A 17,275-nucleotide genomic window follows, 5' to 3' on the forward strand; every position below is an offset into this window, starting at 1 on the left:
AATTCGGGTGAATGCGACTGCCGTTCGAGCCTCCGCTCGGGCGGCATGCGGAAGGCCCGCCCCGCAGTTGCGGGGCGGGCCTTCGATACCGCTCTGACCTGCGGATATGTGGGATGTCAGGTGGCCTGTGCGCCGGCCAGCGCGGCCCGGATGCTGTCCACCACGAGGTCCAGCGGGGCGTCCGTGCGGGCCACTGTGATGAGTACCTCACCCCCCGGGCTGGCACTGAGTGCGCTGATGGCACTCGCCTCCATCGGCGTCGCGGTGTCACCAGTGGCACCCGGTGCCACAGTCGTGCCACGCCGCCGGGCACCCGTCGGAGCCGTCGCCCAGAAGGTGTTCCGGATGACCTCGAAGGAGTGGTCGAGCTGCGCCTCCACGTCCCCGAAGCCGCCGGCCCGAAGCCAGCGCCGCAGTACGTGGTTGTGGGCCGCGACCACCGCCGCCGCCGAGACCTCGGCCAGCATCGAGTCGTCGTCCCCGCCGCGCTGCCAGCCCGGCGGGATCTCCTCGGCCGCGTCGAACCGGCCCAGCAGGTACCGGGTGAACAGCCGCTCGTACCGGGAGACCACCGCGATCTCGCGCTCGCGCAGCGCGGGCACCTGGCGGATCAGCTGGTACCGCGCCACCGAGACCCCGGGCGTGGAGGCGTACATCCGGAGCACCTCCTTGATGCCCCGGCAGACCACGTCGAGCGGGTGCTCCTCGTAGTCGGAGCTGGCCAGCAGGTCGGCGACCCGGATCAGGGTGTCGTCGTGGTCCGGGAAGATCGCCTCCTCCTTGGACCGGAAGTACCGGAAGAAGGTCCGCCGGGCCACCCCGGCGGCGGCGGCGATCTGGTCGACCGTCGTCTCCTCGTACCCCTGGGTGGCGAACAGCTCCATCGCGGCCGTGGCCAGGTCCTGGCGCATCTGCTGCCGCTGGGCGGCCGCCCGGCGGTTGCCGGCGCCCGCCTCGGTGGCGGGCCGTACGGAGTCCTGCTGCTCCAGGAGAGACGTTTCGGTGGATGACTGAGCCCGGTCCATGCCCGGAACGCTACACGCCCCTGGTCCCGAGGCCGCCGCCTTTGCTCTGCGCACCGGCGCCACCGCTCCCGTCGGGACGGGCCGCGCCGCCACCGGCCGGGGCCACCGGGACGAGGCCGCCCCCGGGCTCCAGGCCGGTCGCAGCGGGAGACCGTTCCGGTCCACCGGGTCGTGCCCCGCCGATGGGCCGCCCGTCGGCAGGCCGTTCACCGGCGTGCGTGGTCGCGGAAGCCACGCCCCGTCTTACGACCCAGGCAACCCGCCGCGACCAGGTGCTCCAGCAGCGGCGCGGCGGCGAGGCCGGGCTCGCGGAACTCCTGGTGCAGCACGCGCTCGATGGTCAGCGAGACGTCCAGCCCGACCACGTCGAGCAGTTCGAACGGGCCCATCGGGTAGCCGCAGCCGAGCTTCATCGCGGTGTCGATGTCGTCCACCGTCGCGTAGTGCTCCTGCAGCATCCGCACCGCGTCGTTCAGGTACGGGAAGAGCAGCGCGTTCACGATGAACCCGGCCCGGTCACCGCACTCCACCGCGTGCTTGCGGACCTTCCCGCACAGCTCCAGCACGGTGGACGTGACATCCGCGCCGGTCAGCACGGTGGAGACCACCTCGACCAGCTTCATCGCGGGCGCCGGGTTGAAGAAGTGCATGCCGATCACGTCCTGCGGCCGCGAGGTCGCGGTCGCGCAGCTGATCACCGGCAGCGAGGAGGTGGTGGTCGCCAGCACCGCGCCCGGCTTGCAGATCTTGTCCAGGGTCGCGAACAGCTCACGCTTCACCGCGAGATCCTCGGCCACCGCCTCGACCACGAGGTCGGCCTCGGCCAGATCGCCGTACCGGCCGGTCGGGGTGACCAGCGCCAGCGCCTCGTCCCGCTGCGCCTCGGTGAGGCGGCCCTTGGCGACGGAACGTTCCAGCGACTTGGTCAGCTGCGCCTTGGCCTTGTCCGCCTTCTCCTGGCTGCGGGCGGTCAGCAGCACCTGGTAGCCGGCCTTGGCGAAGACCTCGGCGATCCCGGTCGCCATCGTCCCGGAGCCGCAGACACCGACGCTGCGGATCTCCCGGCCCGCCACCCGCGCGGCCGTCTGCTCGGCGGTCCCGGCGACCACCTTGGACGAACCGGGTGCCTCGTAGGTGTAGAAGCCACGGCCGGACTTGCGGCCCAGCAGCCCGGCGGCGACCAGCTGGCCGAGGATCGGCGCGGGCGCGTGCAGCCGGTCCTTGGACTGCTCGTACATCGCCTCCAGGACGGTGCGCGCGGTGTCCACGCCGATCAGGTCGAGCAGGGCCAGCGGACCCATCGGCAGGCCGCAGCCGAGCCGCATCGCGGCGTCGATGTCCTCGCGCGTCGCGTACTTCGACTCGTACATCGCGGCGGCCTGGTTGAGGTACGCGAAGAGCAGGCCGTTCACCACGAACCCGGCCCGGTCGCCCGCCGCGACCGGCTCCTTGCCCAGCTCGCGGGCGAAGGCGGCGGCCTCCTCGGCGACCTGAGGGGTCGTCAGGACGGTGCGGACCACCTCGACCAGCTTCATCGAGTGCACCGGGTTGAAGAAGTGCAGGCCGAGCACCCGCTCGGGGCGGGCGGTGGCGGCGGCGATCCGGGTCACCGAGAGCGCGGTCGTACCGGTGGCGAGCACGGTCTCCGGCGGGCAGATCCGGTCCAGCTCGGCGAAGATCTCGCGCTTGAGCTCCAGCTGCTCGGGGACCTCCTCGATCACCAGATCGGCCGTGGCGGCCGCGTCGAGCCGGTCGCCGACCGAGATCAGCTCGAGCAGCCCGGTGCGCTGCTCGGCGGTGAGCCGCTCGCGCTGCACGGCGTGCGCGGTGGCCTCCTCGATCCGGGCCAGCGCCCGGGCGGCGGAGCCGGAGTCGGCCTCGATGCCGATCACCCGGCGGCCGCTGCGCGCGATGGCGACGGCGATGCCGGCGCCCATGGTGCCGAGGCCGACCACGGCGACGGTGGGGAAGGGACGCTCCATAGGTCCTGACTCCTTGTCATGGGACCCGTGCCGACGTCCGCGTGCCCAGCCGCCCGGCCTGCTCGTCCGGTGGGATCGAGCGGCGTTGCGGGGTGCGTGAGAACGCGGGGGTACGTGCGACGGCACGGGAACGGGAGGGAATGACGGGTGCGGCACTTGCGAGCAGGCCGGTCCGCTCCGGCTCTGCTGCGGGTGTGCCGTGGTGCTCAGGCGCGCTGAGTGCGGTGTCGCTGAGTGAAGGTGTGGAGAACGCTGCGATCGCGTCCGTGAAACGTGCGATGGCACGTCGGACGGCGGCCCCGCTGGTGCGGCTCCCGAAGCCCAGCGGTGGTGCGTGCGGTCACTGTAGCGAAGTTACCGCCAGGTAGGGAAGGGTGCGGGCATGACGAAGCCCCCACTTCCCGGGAGTTTTCCGAGGAGGCGGGGGCTTCGCTGTTACGGGTGGGGCAGGTGGGTCAGTTGCCGGTGGGTCAGTGCGCCATGACCGGGATGGCGTCCAGGACCTCGCCGTCCTCGCCGACGACCGGCTGGGTGCCCTGGTGGCCGGCGTTGATCAGCAGGCCGGCGATGAGCGCGGCCAGCACCAGGATGCCGAAGGACCAGGTGATCGCGGTCGAGAAGCTGTGCACCATGGTCTGGGCGTGGGCCAGCGGCGACGCGGTCGGGCCGACGTGGTGTGCCTTGGCGTACGCGGTGGCGGCGCTGTTGGCGATGGTGGCCAGCAGAGCGGTGCCGATCGCGCCGCCGACCTGCTGCGAGGTGTTGACCATCGCGGAGGCGACACCGGCGTCGCGCGGCTCGACGCCGAGCGTGGCCAGGCTCATGGCGGGCATGAACGCGGTACCCATGCCGAGGCCCATCAGGATCAGGCCGGGCAGGATCAGGGCGGGGTACGAGCTGTCCACCTTGATCTGGGTGAGGATCAGCAGGCCGACCGAGGCGGTCAGGAAGCCGGGGGCCATCAGGTAGCGCGGCGGGACCCTGGTCATCAGCCGGGCGCCGATCTGGGTCGAGCCGGTGATCATGCCCGCGACCATGGGCAGGAAGGCGACACCGGTGAGCACCGGGCTGTAGTTCAGCACCTTCTGCATGTAGTACGTCAGGAAGAGGAAGAGCCCGAACATCCCGATCACGGCCAGGCCGAGCGACAGGTAGGCGCCGCCACGGTTGCGGTTGAGGATCACCCGGAGCGGCAGCAGCGGGGCCTTGACCTTGCTCTCGACCAGCACGAACGAGGCCAGCAGGACGACGGCGGCGGCGAACAGGCCGAGGGTGATGCCGGAGGTCCAGCCGTCCGTCTCGGCGCGGGTGAAGCCGTAGACCAGCGAGACCAGGCCGGAGGTGACCAGCAGGACGCCGGGGATGTCGAGGCGGTTGCTGTTACGGGCGCCGCCGGGCTCGCGGATGATCAGCACCGCACCGGCGATGGCGACCGCCGCGAACGGGATGTTGACGAAGAAGGTCCAGCGCCAGTTCATGTACTCGGTGAGCAGGCCGCCCAGGATCAGACCGATCGCGCCACCGCCACCGGCGATCGCGCCGTAGATGCCGAACGCCTTGGCCCGCTCGTGGGCCTCGGTGAACATCACCGCGAGCAGCGAGAGCGCCGCCGGGGCGAGCAGTGCGCCGAACAGGCCCTGCAGGGCCCGGGAGCCGAGCAGCATCGCGGTGTTCGCGGCGGCACCGCCGAGGGCGGAGGCGAGCGCGAAGCCGGTCAGGCCGACGATGAAGGTCCGTCGGCGTCCCCACAGGTCGGCGATCCGTCCGCCGAAGAGCAGCAGGCCACCGAAGGCGAGGGCGTAAGCGGTGATCACCCACTGCCGGTTGGCGTCGGAGATGCCGAGGTCCGCCTGGGCGGAGGGGAGCGCGATGTTCACGACAGTCGCGTCGAGGACGACCATCAGCTGCGCGAGGCCGATGAATATCAGCGCTTTCCAGCGCCGGGGGTCCGGCTGCGGGACGGTCTGGGACATGGAGGTACCCACTTATGTGTGCGGTGCGAGCGTGCGGAAGCGGAGGTGCGGAGTCCGAGCTGCGGACTCTTGGGCGCGGAAGTCTTGGGTGCTGGGGGCAGGCGAGCGGCTCAGGAGCGCCGCTGGAAGTCCTCCATGGTCGCTGCCCGGCCGGGCAGCGGCGATCGGGCCGGAGCCTGCAGGCCGTCCAGGAGGAGCTGCAGGTGCCGGTGGGCGAACTGGTCGAGATCCAGGCACGCGGTGCCGGGAAGCGGGCGGGTCAGCTGGCTCAGCGCGATCACGAAGTCACCGGCGCCGACGTCGGTACGGATCCGCCCGTTCTGCTGGCCCCGCGTGATGAGTTCGGTGACACCCCGCACCAGGTCGGCCCGGGCCTGCTCCAGCTCGGGGTCCGCGAGGTCGACGTGGTCCGAGACCATCGGGCAGAGGGCGCCGATCCGCTCGTCGGCCGCCGCGTGGGCGAACCGGCAGAGGGCGTCGAAGCTGTCGGCCTCCTCGGCCATGGCTTCGGTGGCGTGGCCCAGCACGCGGGCCATCACCGAGAGGGTCACCTGGTGGATCAAGTCCCGGCGGTCCGCGAAATTACGGTACATGGTGGCATTGCCGACCCCCGCGCGTCGCGCGATTTCGTCGAACGGCACGTCCGCGCCGTGTTCGACGAACGCCTCGCGCGCTGCGGTGAGGATCCGAGCCCGGTTGCGGGAGGCGTCGGCCCGCAGACGCGGTGCTGCCGGTCCGGCGGCGACTGTGGTCATGATCGGGCTCCCCTCGGGCTTGGGCTCGGGCTTCGGTTCGGGTGGCGGCTTCGGACGCGTACTTCGGGACACGTACTTCGGGACGCGTACTTCGGCTGCGGTCCTCTGCCGGTGTTCCGGGGAGATTTTCCCCGGTTCTTCGAACATACGGGTAAACGGGGGAGAAGTCCCCGGATATTTCGCGACGAAGTGTGACCTGCGTCACAAGATGGTTTGAGCTGCCGTCCCCGGATGAGTGAATCGTCCGCACGGCTGCTGCCGGTCGGGCCGTCGGGCCGGGCAGCATGGGCGGATGAGCAGCATGCAGCCCCGCGCCGAACGCGCGGCGCAGGCCCGACTGGCCGCCGTCCGACTCGCCGCCGATGGTATCGAAGGGGTGGTGTTCGGCTGGGTCGACAACGCCGGCGTCACCCGGGTCAAGGCCGTCCCCGTCGGGCAGCTGGAGCACGCCGCTGAGTGGGGCGTCGGAGCCGCGCCCTGCTTCGACGTGTTCCTGGTCGACGACTCGAGCACCAGCAGCCCGTTCAGCGACGGCCCGGTCGGCGATCTCCGGCTCGTCCCGGATCTCGCCCGCCTGTCCCCGCTGGCCGCCCAGCCCGGCTGGGCCTGGGCGCCCGCCGACCGCTACACCCAGGACGGCGTGCCGCACCCGGGGTGCCAGCGGCGCTTCGCCCGCCGGATGACCGAGACGCTCGAGCGGCGCGGCCTGGCGGTACGGGCCGGGATCGAGGTCGAGTGGGTGGTCGCCGACGCCCACGGCGACCCCGCTGCCACCGGGCCCGCGTACGGGATGAACCGGTTCATCGAACTCTCCGACTATCTGCGAGATGTCCTGAAGGCGCTCACCGCCCAGGGTCTGACGGTACTTCAGATTCATCCCGAGTACTCCCCGGGCCAGTTCGAGGTCTCGGTCGCGGCGGAGGGGCCGGTCGAGGCGGCCGACACGGTGATGCTGATCCGGCACACCGTGCGCGGTGTCTCGGCGCGCCACGGCCTGCGGACCTCCTTCGCACCCGTCGTCACGGAAGGGGCCGTCGGCAACGGCGGCCACCTGCACCTCAGCCTCTGGCGGGACGGGCAGAACCTCGGGCACGGCGGCCCGGGCCCGCACGGACTCCAGCCCGAGGCCGAGGCCTTCCTCGCCGGAGTGCTCGCGCAACTCCCGGCCCTGCTCGCGCTCGGCGCGCCGAGCGTGGCCAGCTACCTGCGGCTGGTGCCCTCGCGCTGGGCCGGGGCGTACCGGTGTTGGGGGCTGGAGAACCGGGAGGCCGCGCTGCGCCTGATCACCGGCTCGACGGGCGCCCAGGCCAATGCCGAGATCAAGTGCTTCGACGCCGCCGCGAACCCCTACCTGACGGTCGGGGCGGTGCTCGCGGCCGGCCTGGCCGGCCTCGACCTCGGCGACCCCCTGCCGCCCGAGGTCACCGGCGACCCGTCGGCACCGGGTGCGGCCGAGCGGCTGCCGGCCGACCTGCCGGAGGTACTCGACGTGTACGAGAAGTCCGTGCTGCTGCGGGAGGCCCTCGGCGCCCAGCTGTTCTCGGCGGTGCTGGCGGTGCGGCGCGCGGAGGTCGAACTGTTCGCGGGGCGTACCCCGGAGGAGATCATCGCGGCCACGCGGTGGCGGTACTGAGGCTTCGTAAACGGGATCGGGGGGTCACGAAAGGGTGGTTACCCCGGTGCCTCTGTTCGCCCGGCGTGTCACCCGACGTGGTTGCTCCAGTCCGACTCCACGGCGGGTTTCCCGTGCAGGTCAGGTACCTGCTGCAGCCAGGCCGGACGGCCCGCGCGGGTCGTCGCCGCTCGCTCGGCCGCTGCTGCACGCAACTGTTCGGGCGAGGCGAAGCCGTCCGGGAGCCAGGCGGCGGAGCCTGCCGCGCGGGCTGCCAGGTGCTTGACGTACGCCTCCCGCAGCTCGCCGACCGAGCCGAAGCCCGGCTCGTCGGTCAGCCACTCCTCGGGAACCAGGGCCACCACCTCGCGCAGCAGGCCCTCCGTGACCAGCGGCGCGAGCGCGGCGTCGGCGGCGCGGACGTCGGGCCGGTAGGCGCCGAGTGCGTGGTCGCTCAGGTCGTACGCCTTGAGCAGTGAGGCGTGTGCGCCCGACCAGCGGTGGTGGAAGATCAGCCCGGCGCCGTTGTCGATCAGCCAGAGGGCGCCGTGCCAGACCATCAGATTGGGATTGCGGCAGCCGCGGTCGACGTTGCCGGTCAGCGCGTCCAGCCAGACCACCCGGCCCGCCTCGACGGGGTCCACGTCCAGCATCTTCCGCTCGAAGTCGCGTGCGCCCGGCAGGTAGTCCATCCCGAGGTTGACGCCCGAGCTGGCCTTCAGCAGGTCCTGGATCTCGGCGTCGGGCTCATCGGCGGCCACCGCCGGATCGAAGTCCACCAGCACCAGTTCGGGCACCCGCAGTCCCAGCCGCCGGGCCAGCTCCCCGACGATCACCTCGGCGACCAGCGCCTTGTGCCCCTGCGCGGCACCGGAGAACTTGACCACGTACGTGCCCAGGTCGTCCGTCTCCACGATCCCGGGCACGGAGCCGCCCGCCCGCAGCGGGTCCAGGTAGCGCAGCGCAGTCACCTCGGTAAGCACACCGGCCAGCCTAACCCGGCCCCGGTTTGGAACGGGTGGACGCCGGTGATTGGCTGTGGCGCGCAGCTTCCAAACGTCGCAGCCGCAGCCACAGTCGTAGTCGAGGAGAGTTCAGTCATGGGACAGGTCAACGCCACCACCGAGCGGGTCTACCAGGCGTCCCCGGAGCGCGTGTACGAGGCGCTGGCCGACTACACGGTCACCCGGCCGAAGCTGCTGCCCGCCCAGTACAGCGAGTACGAGGTCGAGGCGGGCGGCACCGGCGCGGGGACCAAGGTGCACTGGAAGCTCCAGGCGACCGAGAAGCGGGTGCGGGACTGCCTGTTCACCGTCACCGAGCCGAGCCCCCGCAAGCTGGTCGAGACGGACGCCAACTCCAGCATGGTGATCACCTGGACGGTGACCACAGCCGGTGACAACCAGGCCAAGGTGGTCATCGAGACGACCTGGCAGGGCGCCACCGGCATCGGCGGCTTCTTCGAGCGGACCTTCGCACCGAAGGGGCTGAACCGGATCCACGACTCCGTGCTCGCCCGCCTCGCGGACGAGGTCAAGTAACCCGTCGGGTCCCTCAGGGCGCCCGCCCCCTGGGGGACCCAGTTGCGCATGTTTACCCCCGGACGAGTGGTTCTGTACCCCGGAGTGGGTGAGAGCACCCGGCGGGGGGATACCGCCGACCTAGGCTCGCGGCCGTGCACATGACGATCCTTCATATCTCCCAGCCCGTCGACGGTGGTGTCGCCCGCGTCGTGGTCGACCTGGTCAGGGGGCAGCGCGAGGCCGGGTGCCGGGTACTGGTCGCCTGTCCGCAGGGCGGCAGGCTGGCTGCCGAGGCGGCCGGCGCGGGGGCGTTGGTGCTGGACTGGCCCGCCGGACGCTCGCCCGGTCCCGGCACGGCGGCGGAGGTGTGGCGGCTGCGCCGGATCGTCCGGGGGGCCAAACCCGATGTACTGCATCTGCACAGCGCGAAGGCCGGGCTGGCGGGGCGGTTGGCCGTGCGGGGTTCGGTGCCGACCGTGTTCCAGCCGCACGCCTGGTCGTTCGCCGCCGTCGAGGGCCCGCTCGCCAACGCCACCCTGCGCTGGGAGCGGTTCGCCACCCGGTGGGCCCGGTCGGTGCTCTGCGTCAGCGAGCGGGAGCGGCTGGACGGGGAGGCGGCCGGTCTGCCGGCCGACTGGCGGGTGATCCCCAACGGAGTGGACGTCCGGCACTACGCCCCCGCCGACTCGGCCGCCCGTCGCGCCGCCCGGATGTCGCTGGGGCTCGACCTGGACGCCCCGCTCGCGGTCTGTGTCGGTCGGCTCTGCCGGCAGAAGGGCCAGGACGTCCTGCTCGCCGCCTGGCCGGAGGTGGTCGGGCGGCTCCCCGCCGCGCGCCTCGCGCTGGTCGGTGACGGCCCGGAAGCCACCCAACTCGCGGACCAGGTACGTGAGTTGCCGGAGCCATCGCGGGTGCGGCTGGCCGGCGACGTCGCGGACCCCAGGCCGTGGCTGGCCGCCGCCGATCTGGTGGTGCTGCCGTCCCGCTGGGAGGGCATGGCACTGGCGCCGCTGGAGGCGATGGCGACGGGGCGTCCGGTGCTGCTCTCGGATGTTCCGGGGGCCCGCGAGTGCCTGCCGCCGGGGCAGGTGGCGGACTGCCTGGTGGAGCCGGAGAATCCTGCGGAACTCGCTCGCAGGCTGATCGAGGCGCTGTCTGATCCGATCGAATGCGAACGTCGTGGAGCGATCGCGCGCCGGCATGTGACCGACCGGCACGACGTGCGGAATGTGATCGCACAGGTGGACGATCTCTACCGAACTGTTCTGCGAACGAATTCCGTCGCGAGTCCCCCCATGAGTCCCTCCGCGAGTCCCTCCGTGAGTCCCTCCCCGAGTTCACCCCCGAGTTCACCTCCGACTTCGTCCCCGAGCCCCCCGTCGGACCCTCCCGGGGCTACCACCCCCGGTGCCCCCGCGCCGCGATCGGCGCGCCGTGCCGCCCGTGTCTCCCGGCGGTCCTGATCGTTTCTCAGACCGTGAATGCTCGCCGCGAAGGTGCTGCTGTATTCGAACCTGGACCAAGTGGCCGAGGATTCAAATCCGAAAGTCTGATTAATGGGCGGGTGGAATGAAATGGCAAGTCAACTTCCTGAAATCAAGCCAGCGTTCGGTAATGTCTGATTTTGCCTGCTTCGTTGCTATTTCTGGCTGCCGACCCCCCTGGGGGGCAATCCGGAAAATGCCCGAATGCCACCCATGGCAGCAGGTGCTACCTGGACCGCATCCACCGGGCCGGGACGGCCGTGCCGGTGCCAGCCCGGATTCGGACGTTCCGTCATGGCGGGTACACAGCAGGGGAGTTCGCGCGCTGATGACCATCGATCACGAGAGTGTGCCACGGCCGGGCCGACCCCTGCCGTCCACCCGGCGGATCGCCACCGGGCTCCTCGACCGTCCCAGCGCGGCGGCCCAGGCCCGCTCCGCGCCGCCGATCGGGAAGCACCGCAGGCCGTTCCGCTCTCGGGCCGCCCTTCCGGCCGGTCTGGTCACCGTCGACGCCTTCGCGGTCCTCGGCGCGACCACCCTCACCGCCCTCGTGGCCGGCGGCCGGGCGCACCCCCTGCTCGGTGCCGCCGCCGTCCTCCCCCTGTTGCTGCCGCTCAATCTGGCCGGCGGCCTCTACCGCAGCAGGTTCACCCTCTCCGCGCTCGACGAGGTCCCCGCCCTGGCCACCCGGGCCGCCGTGGCCACCGCCTTCGCGGTCACCCTGGCCTGCTGTCGGGACGGGTGGCCGGACAGCGGCCCCGCCACCCCGCTCCAGCTGGCCGCCGGGCTCGTCCTCTTCCTGCTGCTGGCCTCCTGCGGCCGCGCCGCGATGTACCACCTACTGCGCCAGGCCCGCCGCCGGCGCCCCAGCCCGGTCCTGGTGCTCGGCGCCGGCCAGCTCGGGCAGCGCGTGGCGGCGGTGCTGACGGAGCATCGGGAGTACGGGATGCGGCCGGTCGGCTACCTCGACCCGGACCCGGTGCTGCTCGCCGCCGACGCCAAACTGCCCGTCCTCGGCGGCCGGGAGATTCTCGAACGGGTGATCCGCCGCCACCGCGTGCACCACGTCATCGCCACCGAGGGCGCCGCCGACGAGGCGGAGACGGCCGCCGCGCTGCGCGACGCCACCCGGCTCGGCTGCCAGGTCTGGCTGGTTCCGGCCCTGCGCGAGTACGGCTCGGTGGGCGGGCCCGCCCGCGACCACCTCTGGGGCTTCCCGTGTGTCCGGCTGGCCCGCCCGGCGACCCGGCGCTACGGCTGGACGGCCAAGCGGGCGCTGGACATCGCCGCTGCCGGGACCGGGCTGCTCGCGCTCGCCCCGGTGCTCGCCGTCTGCGCGCTGGCCGTCCGCTTCGACACCGGCCCCGGCGTACTCTTCCGGCAGCAGCGCACCGGCCTGGACGGCAGGGTCTTCACCGTCCTCAAGTTCCGCACCCTGCGCCCGAGCAACGAGCACGAGTCCGCCACCCGCTGGAACATCTCCCAGGACCACCGGATGGGCGTGGTCGGACGGCTGCTGCGCCAGAGCTCGCTGGACGAACTCCCGCAGCTCTGGAACGTCCTGCGCGGCGACATGAGCCTGGTCGGCCCGCGCCCCGAGCGCCCGTACTTCGTGATGCGCTTCGGCCAGGCCTACCCCGAGTACGCCGACCGCCACCGCGTCCCGGTCGGGCTCACCGGACTCGCCCAGGTCAACGGCCTGCGCGGGGACACCTCGATCGAGGACCGGGCCCGCTTCGACAACCGCTACATCGAGAGCTGGAGCCTCTGGCTGGACGTCAAGCTGCTGCTCCGTACCGCCGCCCTGTTGCTGCACCCGGACGGGAGCTGACCATCCGTGGCCCTCGCATTCCCGCTGCCGCTGGCTTTACACAGTGTCAGGACCGGCCTGCTGAAGCGCCCGAGCCTGCTGGCCGCCGCCACCGTCCTGCTGGTCTGCGTGCCGACCGGCGAGAAGAACGTCGCGGCCGCCGTCCACATCACCGCCGCCGACCTGGCCTCGCTCGCGTTGGTGGCGGTGATCGCGCTCGACCTGCTGCGGGGACGCACTCCGGCGCTGAGCCGGACCGCCTGCGTCCTGTTCGGCGGGGTGGTCCTGGCGGCCGCCACCGCCACGGTCGGCTCGATCGACCCGTCGACCAGCCTGACCGGCTTCGTCCGGCTGGTGCAGGTCTTCGTGCTGGTCCCCGCCGCAGTGGTCTGCTCGCTGCGCGACCGCACCGACCAGCGGCTGATCCTCGGCTCGTTCGTCGTCGCCGCGCTGATCCAGGGCGTGGTCGGCGCCAATCAGTACCTGACCCGGACGGGCGCCTCCTACACCGGCCAGCCGATCCGCGCGGTCGGCACCTTCGGCGCGCTGGACATCATGGCGATGTCCACCGTGGTCAGCTTCGGGCTGCTCGCCGCGCTGGCGCTGGCGCTCGGCGAGCGAGGCCCGGAGGGCAACCGACGACTCCGGCTGTCGATGTACGCGGCGGCCGCCTTCCTCTCCTTCCCGCTCGCCGTCTCGTTCAGCCGGGGCAGCTGGATCGCCTGCGGGGTCGCCGTCACCGTGCTCGGGCTGCGGGCCGACGCCCGGCTCGCGGTGCGCAGCGCGGTTCTGGCGATCGCCGCCGCGATCGTCCTGCTCGGCGGTTTCGGCCTGGGCGCCTCCGGTGTCACCGCCCGGCTCAGCAGCATCGGCTCGGTCGAGGCGGCCCCCGACCAGTCGGTCAGCGACCGCTACGACCTCTGGGCCACCGCCCAACGCATCTGGCAGGACCACCCCGTCACCGGAGCCGGCCCGAAGGCCTTCCAGCAGCTGCGGGACAGCCACGCCCCGCTCCGCCTCTCCTCCGGCAGCGACGCCGCCGACTCCACCATCGGCTTCGAGCGCGAGCCGCTGCTCTCCCCGCACAACATGTACTTCCTGGTGCTCAGCGAGCAGGGCCTGATCGGCGCGGTCGCCTACCTCGCGCTGTTCCTCACCCTGCTGATCGGCTGCCTCCGTTCTTCGGGGCTCGACTCGCCGCGTGCGAGCAGCCTCGCCGCGCTCGCGCTGCTCACCTGGGTGCTGGTCGACTTCCTGTACGGCGACATCGGAGGGACGACCACGGTGCTGACCTCCGTGGTGCTCGGTCTCGCCGCCCGGTCGGCGCTGCCCGGCCCGAACTCCCAGGGAGTGCGCCAGGTATGACGACGGAACAGCCTAGCGCGGTCGCACCGCTGCTGCCGTCGGCCCGGACGGCTCCCCCGGGGGAGAACGCCGAACGCGGCGACCCGTCCGGGGCGGAGACCTCGGCCCGCCGGGGCTTCCTGGCCAAGGCGTTCGGGGTCACCGCGCTGCTCAGCGCGGCGGGTTCGGCGCTCGGGCTGCTCCGGGACCTGCTGCTGGCCCGGTACTTCGGGGCCAGTCAGGGCACCGACGCCTTCCTGGTCGCCTGGACCGTGCCCGAGACGGCCGCGCCGCTGCTGATCGAGGATGCGATGGCCTTCCTGATGGTCCCGGCCTTCAGCCTGGCCCTGGTCCTGCGCGAGGAGCGGCCCCACGGCCCGGATCCGGTGCGGCAGTTGGTCCGGGCCACGCTGCCCTGCCTGCTGCTCGCGCTCTGCGCCCTCTCGGCGGCGACGGCGCTCGGCGCCCCCCAGCTGGTCGACCTGCTCGCCCCCGGCCTCGCGGACCCCGGGCTGGCCGTCACCTGCACCCGGGTCACCGCGCTCACCATCCTCCCGTTCGGTGTCGCCGGGTACCTGGGCTCCGCGCTCCGCGCGCACCACCGGTTCACCGCCCCGGCCGGCATCTACGTGGCGTACAACCTGGCGATCCTGACCGTCCTGCTGACCTGCCACGGCGTCCTCGGCGTCACCTCCGCCGCCGTCGGCGTCGCGCTCGGCAGCCTGCTGATGGCCGGGGTGCTGGTCGGCCCGTTCGTCCGGCGGCTCGGCGAAGCCTGGCGGCTCAGCGAGGGGCGGCGGGCAGCCCGGCCCGGGGTGGTCGTCGGCTCCGGGCAGGGCCTGGTGCTGATCCCGCTGGCGATGCTGCCGGTGGCGGCCTTCACGCTCACCCGGCAGGCGCAGGTCTTCATCGAGCGCTACCTCGGCTCGGGCCTGCCGCCCGGCACCATCTCGCACCTCAACTACGCCGCCAAGGTCTCCCAACTGGCCATGACGGCGGCCATCCTGATCTGCACGGTGACCTTCCCGCTGGTCGCCCGCGCGCTCGCCGCAGGCGATCTCGCGGCGGCCCGGGACCGGGTCGAGAAGGACCTCGGCCAGGCGGCGGCACTGGTGCTGGTCGGCACCGCGTTCCTGATGGCCTGCGCGCCGTCGATGGTCTCGCTGCTGTTCGAGCGTGGCGCGTTCGGCCCGCAGGACACCGCCGCGACGGCCGCCGTGATCCGGGTCTACAGCTTCGGGCTGCCCGCCCAGGCGCTGATCGGGGTGATGGTCCGCCCGTACTTCTCGGTCCGCCCGGTGGTCCGCCGGGCGGACGGCCCGCAGACCGACGACGGCGGGCGCAGGCTGCTGGACTGGTACCCCGTCGCCGCGATGGCGGTCGGCCTGCTGGTCACCGTCGTGGTGAGCCTCGGCGCCACCTCCCGGTTCGGCGCGCTCGGCCTGGCGGCCGGGAACGCCGCCGGGATCACCACGACGGCCGCGCTGCTGCTGCGCGGCCTGCTGCTGCGCGGTATCGCGCTGCGGCTGCCGAAGGTGCTCGGCGGCCAGGCCCGGCTGCTGGCCGCCGCCGTCGGCGCCGCCGTACTGGGCGCGCCGGTCGGACGGTTGGCCGCCAACCCACTGCTCTCCACGCTGATCGGCGGCGCGTGCGTGCTGCTCGCATTCGCCGTGCTCGGCACCGTGTTCGGCGCCGGTGAGGTGCGCGGCCCCGTCCTCGCACTCGTCCGGGCCGTCAATCCGTCTCCCCCGGCCGCTGAAGGGAAGCTGCCCGATGGACGTTGAACCAGCCCAGGATCTGCGCCTCCCGGTTCAGGCGACGGCGAGCAGGGCCGCCCCCTGGATCCTGATGTACCACTCGGTCGCCGACGAGGAGGACGATCCGTACCTGCTCACCGTCAGCCCCGAGCGCTTCGCCGCCCAGATGGACTGGCTGCACCGCACTGGCCGACGCGGCGTCAGCATCCGTGAGCTGCTGCGCGCCCGCGCCGACGGCAGGGCCCATCGCATGGTCGGCCTGACCTTCGACGACGGGTACGCCGACTTCGCCCGGCACGCCGTCCCGGTGCTGCACCGGCACGGCTTCACCGCCACCGCCTACGTCGTGCCCGACCTGCTCGGCAGCGACAACGGCTGGGACGTCAAGGGCCCCCGGAAGCAGCTGCTGACGGTGGATCAGGTTCCCGAACTGGCCGACGCCGGCTGGGAGATCGGCTCGCACGGCCTGGGCCACCAGGCGCTGCCCGGCCTGCCCGCCGACGTGCTCGCCACCCAGACCAGGGAGAGCCGCCGGGCCCTGGAGGAGCTGGTCGGCGGCCCGGTGACGGGCTTCTGCTACCCGTACGGCGCGGTCGACCTGCCCGCCGCGCTCGCCGTCCGCGACGCCGGGTACGAGTACGCCTGCGCGATCGGCCACAGCGAGCTGACCGGCCGGTTCGCGCTGCCCCGCTGCTACGTCGGCGACCGGGACGGCGCCTGGCGGCTGCGCGCCAAGCGCGGGCGGCACCGGATGCGCGACGCGCTGACCGGCCTGCGGCGGCTCGGCCTGCTCCGGCCGCGCGGGAGCACCCGATGAGGATCCTGCACGTCATCACCGGGCTCGCCGCCGGTGGCGCCGAGCGCCAACTCCAGCTGATGCTGCGCCATCTGCCGGAGCGGCAGCACTGCGAGGTCGCCACCCTCACCAACCCGGGCGCCGTGGCGGTCGCGCTGCGCGCCGACGGCGTCACCGTCCACGACCTGCGGATGCGCGGCAACCGCGACCTCGCCGTGCTGCCCCGCCTCACTCGGCTGATCCGCTCGGGCGGCTACGACCTCGTCCACACCCACCTCTACCGGGCCGGTCTGTACGGCCGCCTGGCGGCCCGGCTGGCCGGCGTCCGCACGGTGGTGGCGACCGAGCACTCGCTGCACCCGGGCGTGATCGAGGGCCGACCCGTCACCCCCGGCGTCAAGGCGCTCTACCTGGCCGCCGAGCGGCTCGGCCGCACCACCGTGGCGGTCTCCCGCCAGGTCGCGGGCACGCTGGACGCCTGGGGTGTCCCGGCGTCCCGGGTGCACCTGCTCCCGAACGGCATCGACGCCGCCCGCTACAGCCTGCCCACCGCCTCCCGGGCGGCCCTGCGGCAGACCGTACGGGCGGAGCTCGGGCTGCCCCAGCAGGCCTGGGTGGTCGGGGCGGTCGGGCGGCTCGTCCCGGGGAAGCGGTTCGAGCTGCTGGTCGACTCGCTCGCCGAGCTGGCCGCCCTGGCCGCCGAGCACCCCGCGCTGCGCGACCCCTGGCTGCTGCTGGTCGGCGCGGGCCCGGAGCTGGACGCGCTGGTCCACCGGGCCGAGCTGCTCGGCGTCCGGGCCCGGTTGCACTGCACGGGCGAGCGCGACGACGTGGTCGAACTCCTCACCGCGATGGACGTGCTGGCGGCCCCCTCGACCGAGGAGACCTTCGGCCTGACCGTCCTGGAGGGGCTCGCCGCCGGGCTGCCCGTCCGGTACAGCGCCTGCCCGGCGCTGGACGAACTCGCGCCGGAGGCCGCGCCGGGGGCCGTCCGGCTCCCGTCCGAGACCGCCGCGTACACCGGCGCGCTCTGCGAGCTGTGGAGCCGCCGCAGCGTTGCGCTGCCGCAGCCGCCCGCCGTCGCGCACTACGACATCGCCCGGATCGCCGACGGGCTGGCCCAGCTCTACGACCGGCTGTCGCCGGCCGGTGCCGCACCGGTCGGCCGGCTGCCCGCCGCCGTCCGGGCCTGACCCACCCCACATCCCTGA

At 72.8% G+C, this 17,275-nt stretch carries 13 protein-coding genes; 8 read left to right on the plus strand and 5 right to left on the minus strand.

All coding sequences use genetic code 11. From position 1 onward, the window contains the following. Positions 1-116: 116 nt before the first annotated feature. The 4 genes from P3T29_RS20565 to P3T29_RS20580 form a co-directional block, all read right to left on the minus strand. Entirely contained in the window at positions 117-1,025 is a 909-nt protein-coding gene (locus tag P3T29_RS20565) for a TetR family transcriptional regulator (protein ID WP_280718001.1), read from the minus strand. 206 nt (positions 1,026-1,231) lie between these two features. Then, complete coding sequence (locus P3T29_RS20570; RefSeq protein WP_280718002.1) at positions 1,232-3,007, minus strand: 3-hydroxybutyryl-CoA dehydrogenase; 1,776 nt, start codon at positions 3,005-3,007, stop codon at positions 1,232-1,234. Between the two features lie 470 nt (positions 3,008-3,477). After that, the gene (locus P3T29_RS20575; RefSeq protein ID WP_280718003.1) at positions 3,478-4,980 is read right to left on the minus strand and encodes an MFS transporter; all 1,503 of its coding nucleotides are present in this window, start codon (positions 4,978-4,980) and stop codon (positions 3,478-3,480) included. Between the two features lie 110 nt (positions 4,981-5,090). Then, entirely contained in the window at positions 5,091-5,735 is a 645-nt protein-coding gene (locus tag P3T29_RS20580; RefSeq protein WP_280718004.1) for a TetR/AcrR family transcriptional regulator, read from the minus strand. 301 nt (positions 5,736-6,036) lie between these two features. Between P3T29_RS20580 and P3T29_RS20585 the strand changes: the two genes are divergently transcribed. Beyond that, positions 6,037-7,368, plus strand: a complete 1,332-nt coding sequence (locus P3T29_RS20585) for a glutamine synthetase family protein (protein ID WP_280718057.1) — start codon at positions 6,037-6,039, stop codon at positions 7,366-7,368. 68 nt (positions 7,369-7,436) lie between these two features. Here P3T29_RS20585 and P3T29_RS20590 read toward each other — a convergent pair whose 3' ends face one another. Beyond that, positions 7,437-8,330: a HipA family kinase gene (locus P3T29_RS20590; protein WP_280718005.1), complete on the minus strand. Its 894-nt coding sequence runs from the start codon at positions 8,328-8,330 to the stop codon at positions 7,437-7,439. Between the two features lie 117 nt (positions 8,331-8,447). Between P3T29_RS20590 and P3T29_RS20595 the strand changes: the two genes are divergently transcribed. From P3T29_RS20595 to P3T29_RS20625, 7 genes are all read left to right on the plus strand, one after another. Next, on the plus strand, positions 8,448-8,888 hold the full coding sequence (locus tag P3T29_RS20595) for an SRPBCC family protein (RefSeq protein WP_280718006.1): 441 nt from the start codon (positions 8,448-8,450) through the stop codon (positions 8,886-8,888). Positions 8,889-9,028: 140 nt separating this feature from the next. Further along, complete coding sequence (locus tag P3T29_RS20600) at positions 9,029-10,333, plus strand: glycosyltransferase (protein ID WP_280718007.1); 1,305 nt, start codon at positions 9,029-9,031, stop codon at positions 10,331-10,333. A 349-nt stretch (positions 10,334-10,682) separates the two neighbouring features. Then, positions 10,683-12,188, plus strand: a complete 1,506-nt coding sequence (locus P3T29_RS20605) for a sugar transferase (protein WP_280718008.1) — start codon at positions 10,683-10,685, stop codon at positions 12,186-12,188. Positions 12,189-12,194: 6 nt separating this feature from the next. Beyond that, complete coding sequence (locus P3T29_RS20610; RefSeq protein WP_280718009.1) at positions 12,195-13,532, plus strand: O-antigen ligase family protein; 1,338 nt, start codon at positions 12,195-12,197, stop codon at positions 13,530-13,532. After that, complete coding sequence (locus P3T29_RS20615; RefSeq protein ID WP_280718010.1) at positions 13,529-15,295, plus strand: lipid II flippase MurJ; 1,767 nt, start codon at positions 13,529-13,531, stop codon at positions 15,293-15,295. Before P3T29_RS20610 ends, P3T29_RS20615 begins: the two co-directional genes overlap by 4 nt. Further along, complete coding sequence (locus tag P3T29_RS20620; RefSeq protein WP_280718011.1) at positions 15,285-16,085, plus strand: polysaccharide deacetylase family protein; 801 nt, start codon at positions 15,285-15,287, stop codon at positions 16,083-16,085. Before P3T29_RS20615 ends, P3T29_RS20620 begins: the two co-directional genes overlap by 11 nt. Next, positions 16,082-17,257: a glycosyltransferase gene (locus P3T29_RS20625; RefSeq protein WP_280718012.1), complete on the plus strand. Its 1,176-nt coding sequence runs from the start codon at positions 16,082-16,084 to the stop codon at positions 17,255-17,257. The genes P3T29_RS20620 and P3T29_RS20625 overlap by 4 nt, the downstream gene beginning before the upstream one ends. Positions 17,258-17,275 lie beyond the last annotated feature (18 nt).

The sequence above is a fragment of the Kitasatospora sp. MAP5-34 genome (assembly GCF_029894335.1).
In the GTDB taxonomy this organism is placed as follows: domain Bacteria; phylum Actinomycetota; class Actinomycetes; order Streptomycetales; family Streptomycetaceae; genus Kitasatospora.